The sequence below is a fragment of the Achromobacter sp. genome, assembly GCF_049647645.1.
Taxonomy (GTDB): Bacteria; Pseudomonadota; Gammaproteobacteria; order Burkholderiales; family Burkholderiaceae_B; genus Achromobacter.
Map to the genome: position 1 here is coordinate 1 of NZ_JBARYB010000240.1, position 8,264 is coordinate 8,264.

Genomic DNA, 8,264 nt, shown 5'->3' on the forward strand with positions numbered 1-8,264 from the left:
CCGTCAGGCAGGTGCTGGACGGCGCCGAGGCCGCGCCCGCCTGCGACCCGAACCAGCGTTCGCGCGTGCAGCCTTTCGTGGGCCTGAGCGCGGGCGAACTGGCGCGGCGGGCCAACGTGACATTGAATCTGCGGCCGGCGCCCTGAGACCGGCGCGTTCGCGGGATTGCAGCACAAAAAAAACAGGCGCCCTGAGGCGCCTGTTTTTTTTGCTTCAACGGCAAGCCGTCATTACATGGCGTGACCCATGTTGACGTTCATGTTGTACAGCACCCAGGCGGAGCCGCCGACGATGATGGAGATGATCATCAAGGTGAAGACGAACGTGGCCAGGTTGTCGCGGGCCGATTTCGATGCGCCCATGTGCAGGAAGTACACCAGTTGCACCAGCAACTGGAGCACGCACAGCGCCACCACACCGGCGATGGTGATGGCGTGGGACAGCCCGCCGTTCATCACCAGGCCGAAGGAGCCGAAGGTGAGAACCAGCGAGAGCACGAAACCGATGATGTAGGACTTCAGGCTGCCGTGGTCGGCGGCGTGATCGTCGTGGCCGTGTGCGGCCGCAGCGGAGTGCGACATCAGAGGGCTCCCAGAAGATAGACGAAGGTGAAGACGCAGATCCAGACGATGTCCAGGAAGTGCCAGAACAGGCTCAGGCACGCCAGGCGACGCTTGTTGATCGAATCCAGGCCATGGCGGCGGATCATGTCCAGCAGGACGATGATCCAGATCAGGCCGAAGGTGACGTGCAGGCCGTGCGTGCCGATCAGCGTGAAGAACGCCGACAGGTACGCGCTGCGGCCCGGGTCGGCGCCGATCGAGATCAGGTGATGGAATTCATAGACTTCCATCGCGATGAAGCCCGCGCCGAACAGGAACGTCACCATCAACCAGCCCATCGCGCGGCTCTTGTTGTTGGCGTGCACGTTCAGGTTGGCCATGCCGAAGGTGAAGCTGGAGAACAGCAGCAACAGCGTTTCGACCAGCACGAACTTCAGGTCGAACAGTTCCTTGCCTGTCGGGCCGCCCGCGGTGGCGTTGGACAACACCGCGAACGTGGCGAACAGCACCGAAAAGATCAGCAAGTCGCTCATCAGATAGACCCAGAAACCGAATACGGTCTTGGATCCATCGTCATGATGCGCGTGATCGTCGTGACCCGCGTGGGGGTGAGTGGCTACGGCTTGAATCATGGCTCAGGCGGCCTTCTGCATTTTGTCAAAGTGAGCGTTTTCGATGCGTTCGACTTCCGCGGCCGGGACCCAGTAGTCGACGTCGCGGTCATAGGCGCGGACGATGAACGAACCGACCATGCCGACGAAACCGACGATGGACAGCCACCAGATGTGCCAGATCAGCGCAAAGCACATGACCAGGCCAAAGGCGCCGATAACCACGCCCATGGCGGTGTTGCGCGGCATGTGGATGTCTTCGTACTTGGCCGGGCGCTTGTAGGCCTTGCCGTTCTGCTTGTCTTCCCAGAACTGGTCCAGCGCGTCAACCTGCGGCACGTGGGCGAAGTTGTAGAAAGGCGCGGGCGAAGAGATGGCCCATTCCAGCGTGCGGCCATCCCAGGGATCGCCGGTGACGTCCTGGTTCTGCTTGCGCTGGCGCACCGAGACGAACACTTGCTGCAGCAGGAACCAGATGCCCAGCATGATCAGCGCGGCGCCAGCCAGCGCGACCAGCAGGTAGGGCTGCCATTCGGGGTTGTCGTAGTGGTTCAGGCGACGCGTCATGCCCTTGAAGCCCAGGATGTACAGGGGCATGAAGGCCATGAAGAAACCGACGAACCAGCAGTAGAACGAGTAGCGGCCCAGGCGCTCGTTCAGCGTGAAGCCGAACGCCTTGGGGAACCAGTAGGTCATGCCCGCGATGCAGCCGAAGACCACGCCACCGATGATGGTGTTGTGGAAGTGGGCGATCAGGAACAGGCTGTTGTGCAGCACGAAGGACACGCCGGGGATGGCCAGCATCACGCCGGTCATGCCGCCGATGACGAACACGATCATGAAGCCCAGCGTCCACAGCACCGGCGTGGTGATGCGCAGGCGGCCGCGGTAGATGGTGAACAGCCAGTTGAAGATCTTCGCGCCCGTCGGGATCGAGATGATCATTGTCGCTATGCCGAAGAAGGCATTGACGTTGGCCCCCGCTCCCATGGTGAAGAAGTGGTGCAGCCAGACCAGGAACGACAGCACGCCGATGGCGGCCGTGGCGTAAACCATGGACTTGTAGCCAAACAGGGTCTTGCGGGCGAAGGTGGCCACGATTTCCGAGTACACGCCAAACGCCGGCAGCACCAGGATGTAGACCTCGGGGTGGCCCCAGATCCAGATCAGGTTCACGTACATCATGACGTTGCCGCCCATGTCGTTCGTGAAGAAGTGCGTGCCCAGGTAGCGGTCCATCGTCAGCAGCGCGAGCGTGGCGGCCAGCACCGGGAAGGCGGCGACGATCAGGACGTTGGTGACCAGCGAGGTCCAGGTGAAGATCGGCATCTTCATCAGGCTCATGCCCGGCGCGCGCATGCGCAGGATGGTCACGATGAAGTTGATGCCGCTAAGCGTGGTGCCCAGCCCGGATATCTGCAGCGCCCAGATGTAGTAGTCCACCCCCACGCTTGGACTGTAGTCCAGCCCGGACAGCGGCGGATAGGCGAGCCAGCCGGTCGCGGCGAATTCGCCCACGAACAGCGAGATCATCATCAGCGCGACGCCGGCGCCGAACAGCCAGAAGCTCAGCGAGTTCAGGAACGGGTAGGCCACGTCGCGGGCGCCGATCTGCAGCGGCACCACGATGTTCATCAGCCCGGTGATGAAGGGCATCGCCATGAAGAAAATCATGATGACGCCGTGGGCGGTGAAGATCTGGTCGTAGTGGTGCGGCGGCAGGAAGCCGGCCGAGTCGGCGGACGCGACCGCCAGCTGGGTACGCATCATGATGGCGTCGGCGAAGCCGCGCAGCAGCATGATCAGGGCGACGATGATGTACATCACGCCGATGCGCTTGTGGTCGACCGAGGTCAGCCATTCCGTCCAGAGATACTTCCACTTCTGGAAGTAGGTGATGGCGCCGAAGACCGCTAGGCCTCCCAGGCACACGGCGGCCAGCGTAACCATGACAATGGGTTCATGGTACGGAATGGCCTCGAGGGTGAGTTTCCCGAGCATTGTTAGTTAATTCCTGCGATCAGATTGTTCGACGTGGGGGTGCACGTGGCGGAGTCCACGCCGGCCATCTTGGTCATGGTGCTGCCAAGAATGAAATCAAACATGGCGGGCGGCGCCGACGAATACTTGACGACCGGATTGCGCTCGCTGCGCTTGGCCAGTTCCGCATAGACCTCGGGGGTCAGCGCGGTCGGGGCAGCCTTGGCATCCTTGACCCAGTTGTCGAACCCTTCCTGAGACATCGCGATGGCCTTGAAGCGCATGCCGGAGAAGCCGGCGCCGCTGTAGTTGGCCGAGATGCCCGCATAGGTGCCGGCTTCGCGCGCGTTCAGGTGCAGCTTGGTCTCCATGCCGGCCATCGAGTAGATCTGGCTGCCCAGCTGGGGGATGAAGAACGAGTTCATGACCGTGGCCGAGGTGATCCGGAAGTTGACCGGAACATCGACCGGGAAGGCGATCTCGTTGACCGTGGCGATGTCGTACTCGGGGTAGATGAACAGCCACTTCCAATCCAGGGAGACCACCTCGATGGTCACCGGCTTGTGTTCGGACACGAGCGGCTTGTAGGGATCCAGCGCGTGCGTCGAGCGCCAGGTGATCACGGCCAGGATGGCCACGATGATACAAGGGACGGTCCAGACCACGACTTCGATCGCCGTGGAGTGGGCCCACTTGGGCTGGTAGTCAGCTTTGGTGTTGGATGCGCGGTATTTCCAGGCAAAGGCCAGGATCATGACGATGACCGGAATCACGACGATGAGCATGAGCCCGGTCGTCGTGAACAGCAAAGTCCTTTCCTGGATGCCGATATCTCCCTTGGGGGAGAGGATTTCCATGTTGCAGCCGCCAAGCAGCATGACCGCGCCGACGCTGAGAATGCGCGTAAGGGTCGCAAGGAGGGGGTGTTTCACGTACAGCCTTGGATGGAAGGTGGGAAATGCTGCGTAGCAGCAGACTGGAATGCTGCTAGGCAGCAAAGTCCATCCTATCGGCTTGATATGGGTCAAGCCTGCGACGAATGGTCGCATTGCCTGGGGGGATTCCGCCCCAAGGGGGGCAGATTCAGGGTTTTCCTAGGGGAGCAGGGGCGTGTCCCCGGGTTCCCGGGTGCGACGATATGTCGCACCACCACATTCGGGAGATGCGACGTTCTGTCGCATCCGCACAAATCAGTCGACGAGCACTTCGCGTTCCGGCCCCGGTTTCTTGGCCAGTTTGCGCTGCAAGGAGCGCCGGTGCATGCCCAAGAGGCGCGCGGCCGCCGAAACATTGCCGCCGGTTTCGTGCAGGGCCTGGTGGATGTGCTCCCATTCTAGGCGGTGCAACGGCGTCATGGTCGTTTCGATCGTAACGTTTTCCGGCTTTACCAGGCCCAGCGTGCGCAGGATCATCGGCGCCGTGGCGGGCTTGGGCAGGTAGTCGTCCGCGCCGCGCTTGATGGCCTCGACGGCGGTGGCCACGCTGGCGTAGCCGGTGACCAGCAGGATCCGCATGTCGGCGCGCAGGGCGCGCAGCGGACGGATCAGGGTCAGGCCGGAGTCTTCGCCCAGGCGCAGGTCCACCAGGGCGAAGGCGGGACGGATTTCCTCGGCCACGCGCAGCGCCTCGGCGATGCCGGTGGCGGTTCGGGTTTCCAGGCCGCGGCGCGACAGGCTGCGCTGCAGGGTGCGCACATACAGTTCGTCGTCGTCGATCAACAGGCCAAGATCGGTTGGGTTCATCACATTCAAGTTCCGGGGTTCCCTAGCGGGAGGTAAAAGCGGATACGCGTGCCGCCCTCTTCGGCAGCGGTCATGGTCATTTCGCCGCCCATCTGTTCCACCGTGGCGTGCGACAGCGCCAGGCCCACGCCCAGCCCTCCCGGCTTGCCGCTGTTGAACAGGCTGGTCGCCGGCAGCAGGGTCTGGTCGGGATCGAAACCCCGCCCATAGTCCCTGACTTCGCCGCGCAGGGCGCCATAACCGTACTCCAGATGCAGGTCCACGCGCGGCACGTCGGCGGCTTCGCCGGCGTCTGCCGCATTGTTCAGCAGGGCCTGCAGCAAGTGGGCGATGGCCGGATCCACCCGCAGGCTGCCGGGCAGGGCGCCCGAACGCTGCAGGTCGATGGTCGGCCGGATCAAACGCCATTGCCCCACCACGCGGACCAGGTCCACCGCGGTTGGGACCGCCAGATTGCGGATACGTTCCCGGCACAGGGCCAGCAGTTGGCTGAGGGTGGAGACGTCGGCGCGCAGGTCCTCGTCCTTGACCTCGGCGGCGATCTCGTCGGCCAGTAGCGTCATGGTCGCCAGCGGCGTGTTCAATTCGTGCGCCATGGCTGCGGCGTGGGTGGCCAGGGCAACGATGCCCTCGTTGCGGGTGAAGCGTTCGCGCAGCCGCGCCAGTTCGCGTTCGCGGTCGCGCAGGTCCGAGGCCAGGCGGGTGGAAAACACCAGCACCACCACCACGGAAATCAGGAAGTTGGCGCCCATGCCCCAGAGCAGCAGGATATGGGTATCGACCTCGCCGCGCAGCGGCTGGCCGAAGACCGCGGCAACCACGTAGCCCGAGATGCCCGCCACCGCCGCGGCCAGCGCCCAGTTGCGCGGCAGCGCCAGGGCCGCCAGCGCGGTCAGGATCAGGAACATCATGCCGAACGGATTGCTGATGCCGCCGCTCCAGCCCACCATCCAGGCCAGCACCGCCATGTCGACGAACAGATGGCCGAAGGCCGTGGCGTGGGACAGGTCGCGGCGGTGGCGCAGACGCAGGCTGGCGTAGACGTTGAAGCCGATCAGCGCGCCGACGCCGATCCATAGCGGCTCGAGCGGCAGGGCCAGGCCCAGGACGCTGCTGGCCAACAGGATGGTGGCGGCCTGGCCCGCGATGGCGAGCCAGCGCAGGCTGCAGAGGGTACGCAGGAATGAAAAGGCGGAACTACCGGGCATATCCAGACACAGAGGTGCCGGCTGGCTGCCGGCGGGTACGGGCGCCCGGCTGCGCGGAACGCTGGCATCCGGGGCGCGGCGGCGGGGGCCGGCTGCCGCCGCATCTCGGGGGACGCTGGCGGTGGATGTGCTGGCATTGTATGGCGAATCAGGGGGGGCGTCGCCGGTCGGGCGGCAAGTTATGCGTCCCTTATATTCTGGCCAGTAGCCCGGCCGGTCGCCGCCCCAGCCTCTGTATCAATGGATATCAGAGGTGCCGCTGTGGGCCATCGCGGGGGGAGGATAGTCTTCCTCGTCGGATGCCATCTGGCCCTGGATCTGCGCCTGCTGCAGTTCCTGCTCAACCTGGGCGCGGGTTTCGGACTGGTTCGACATGACCGGGGGAGGATAGTCTTCGTCGCCGAACGTGTACTGGCCGTTGGCCTTGGCCTTGGCCAGTTCGGCGCTGACCTGGTCGGCAGTCTTGGCGGGAGGGGCAACGTTGGTGACGCGCCAGTCACCGTACAGATCGCGTGAGTACTGTGAGGTTTGGGCCTGGACGGCCCCGGCGGCGGCCAAGCCGGCGCATAGCAATAAGGTCCTGCTGAGGGTCTTCATGAAACGCTCCTGGCAATCAAAGCTTGCGGCCGTTGCGGGCCGCGCCTACGTTCGCGATGCTGCCTGCGGACGATTCCTGGATGCGGGAAAGCCTGGCCGGGCGCGCCGCGGTGGCGCGCGCCGGACCTTTTCCAATTCGACCCGGCGCGCGGCGCGGCGTTGCACGCCAGACGGCCTTGTTGCAAGGAAGCTGTTTCAGCCCTGCAGTACAGCTGTCAAGCCACTTTCATGGGGACGCTGCGGGCCGCGCATCAGTGGCCGTGGCCGGCGGCGGGGGCGGCTGCGGCATTCAGCGGGCGCGCCACCGCGTCTACCGGCACGCGGCGTTGGCGCTTGTCGGCGTCCTCGACGATGAGCGTCAGGGCGACGTGGTCGCCCGGCGAGATCTGGCCCGCCAGATCGATCAGCATCACGTGATAGCCGCCGGGCTTGAGCTCCACGGCCTGGCCCGCCGGCAGGGCGATGCCCGGCACCTGGCGCATCTTCATGACATTGTCCTGCATCGCCATTTCATGGATTTCCACATGTTTGGCGGCCTGCGATTCCACGCCGACCAGGCGGCCCGCGCCGGTGGAGGTCAGGCGCATGAAGACGCCGGTGGCGTGCTGGCTGGGCACCGTGGAACGCACCCAGGCGTCGTCCACCTTCAGGGCGGCGTCCTGGGCGAGCGCGGCGGGGTGGGCGCCGGCCAGGGCGCAGACGGCGAAGGCGGCGGCCGCCAGGGATTTGATCGCGGATTTTTTCATGATGGTTGCCTCTATATATAGGTTCGGGTCAGAGCACGGTGCGCAGGTCGTCCACGCATTCCTGCGCGCTTTGCTGGTGGCGCAGGGCGATGCGCAGCTTGCCGCCGGCGTCGATGACGTAGGTCAGCGCGGTGTGGTCCATGGTGTAGGACGAGCCGGTCGCGACCTTCTGGTAGAAGACCTTGAACGACTGGGCCGCGGCGCGCGTCTGCTCGGCATTGCCGCGCAGGCCGACAAAGTCCGGATCGAAGGCCTGGGTATAGGCGCGCAGGATTTCCGGCGTGTCGCGCTCGGGATCGACGGTGATGAACAGGACGCGCAGCTTTTTGGCATCCGCGCCCAGCAGGCTCTTGATCTCGACCGCGCGGGTCAGCGCGGTGGGGCAGATGTCCGGGCATTGCGTGAAGCCGAAGAACAGCATGACCGGCTGGCCGGCGTAGTCGGCCAGCTTGCGTTCGCGGCCCTCGGTGTCCTGCAGCTGGAAGTCGCCGGCCGGCATGCCGGAAAGATCCATGCCGTGCAGCTTGGGCGCATCGGGGCCGCAGCCGGCCAGGGCCAGCAGGGCGAAAGAGGACAGCAGCAGGCGGCGCCGCGGATCGGGCGCGTGGGAGCGCGCCGCGCCAGAGGGCGCGCGCAGAAGGGGGGAATGCATGAAAACCTCGTCGCTTGACGGTTCGTCCAGGGGCGCGGCGGGGCCGCGCGTTCAGGCGGAGTCAGGCGAGGAATGGCGGGGCGCGGGAACCGAGAGGCGGACCCGAGGCGGTCTGCGCCGGTGGCGCATCGCGCGTGGGCGCGGGCAGCGCGTGCCGGCTGGCGG

Annotated in this window: 9 protein-coding genes; all 9 read right to left on the bottom strand. The window is 65.0% G+C overall.

Going from position 1 to position 8,264, the window contains the following annotated elements; all coding sequences use genetic code 11:
- Positions 1-230: 230 nt before the first annotated feature.
- Complete coding sequence (cyoD, locus tag WBB14_RS27555; protein ID WP_332013848.1) at positions 231-581, bottom strand: cytochrome o ubiquinol oxidase subunit IV; 351 nt, start codon at positions 579-581, stop codon at positions 231-233.
- Positions 581-1,195, bottom strand: a complete 615-nt coding sequence (gene cyoC / locus WBB14_RS27560; RefSeq protein WP_424242573.1) for a cytochrome o ubiquinol oxidase subunit III — start codon at positions 1,193-1,195, stop codon at positions 581-583. Before cyoC ends, cyoD begins: the two co-directional genes overlap by 1 nt.
- A gap of 3 nt (positions 1,196-1,198) precedes the next feature.
- Positions 1,199-3,175, bottom strand: coding sequence for a cytochrome o ubiquinol oxidase subunit I (gene cyoB / locus WBB14_RS27565; RefSeq protein WP_424242574.1), 1,977 nt, complete (start codon positions 3,173-3,175; stop codon positions 1,199-1,201).
- Between the two features lie 2 nt (positions 3,176-3,177).
- Complete coding sequence (gene cyoA, locus WBB14_RS27570; RefSeq protein ID WP_013395890.1) at positions 3,178-4,086, bottom strand: ubiquinol oxidase subunit II; 909 nt, start codon at positions 4,084-4,086, stop codon at positions 3,178-3,180.
- Positions 4,087-4,344: 258 nt separating this feature from the next.
- A complete protein-coding gene (locus WBB14_RS27575) occupies positions 4,345-4,896 on the bottom strand; it encodes a response regulator transcription factor (protein ID WP_013395889.1) in 552 nt (183 codons plus the stop codon).
- A gap of 5 nt (positions 4,897-4,901) precedes the next feature.
- A complete protein-coding gene (locus WBB14_RS27580; protein ID WP_424242575.1) occupies positions 4,902-6,104 on the bottom strand; it encodes an ATP-binding protein in 1,203 nt (400 codons plus the stop codon).
- Between the two features lie 237 nt (positions 6,105-6,341).
- Positions 6,342-6,701, bottom strand: a complete 360-nt coding sequence (locus WBB14_RS27585; RefSeq protein WP_424242576.1) for a DUF4148 domain-containing protein — start codon at positions 6,699-6,701, stop codon at positions 6,342-6,344.
- Positions 6,702-6,952: 251 nt separating this feature from the next.
- The gene (locus WBB14_RS27590; protein ID WP_424242577.1) at positions 6,953-7,447 is read right to left on the bottom strand and encodes a copper chaperone PCu(A)C; all 495 of its coding nucleotides are present in this window, start codon (positions 7,445-7,447) and stop codon (positions 6,953-6,955) included.
- Between the two features lie 28 nt (positions 7,448-7,475).
- Positions 7,476-8,099 carry an SCO family protein gene (locus WBB14_RS27595; protein WP_424242578.1) on the bottom strand — a complete coding sequence of 208 codons (624 nt, stop codon included), beginning with the start codon at positions 8,097-8,099 and terminating at the stop codon, positions 7,476-7,478.
- Positions 8,100-8,264 lie beyond the last annotated feature (165 nt).

Coding starts and splice junctions, on each gene's coding strand:
- cyoD (WP_332013848.1), bottom strand. CDS start 581: ATGTCGCACTCCGCTGCGGCCGCACACGGCCACGACGATCACGCCGCC.
- cyoC (WP_424242573.1), bottom strand. CDS start 1,195: ATGATTCAAGCCGTAGCCACTCACCCCCACGCGGGTCACGACGATCAC.
- cyoB (WP_424242574.1), bottom strand. CDS start 3,175: ATGCTCGGGAAACTCACCCTCGAGGCCATTCCGTACCATGAACCCATT.
- WBB14_RS27575 (WP_013395889.1), bottom strand. CDS start 4,896: ATGAACCCAACCGATCTTGGCCTGTTGATCGACGACGACGAACTGTAT.
- WBB14_RS27580 (WP_424242575.1), bottom strand. CDS start 6,104: ATGCCCGGTAGTTCCGCCTTTTCATTCCTGCGTACCCTCTGCAGCCTG.
- WBB14_RS27585 (WP_424242576.1), bottom strand. CDS start 6,701: ATGAAGACCCTCAGCAGGACCTTATTGCTATGCGCCGGCTTGGCCGCC.
- WBB14_RS27590 (WP_424242577.1), bottom strand. CDS start 7,447: ATGAAAAAATCCGCGATCAAATCCCTGGCGGCCGCCGCCTTCGCCGTC.
- WBB14_RS27595 (WP_424242578.1), bottom strand. CDS start 8,099: ATGCATTCCCCCCTTCTGCGCGCGCCCTCTGGCGCGGCGCGCTCCCAC.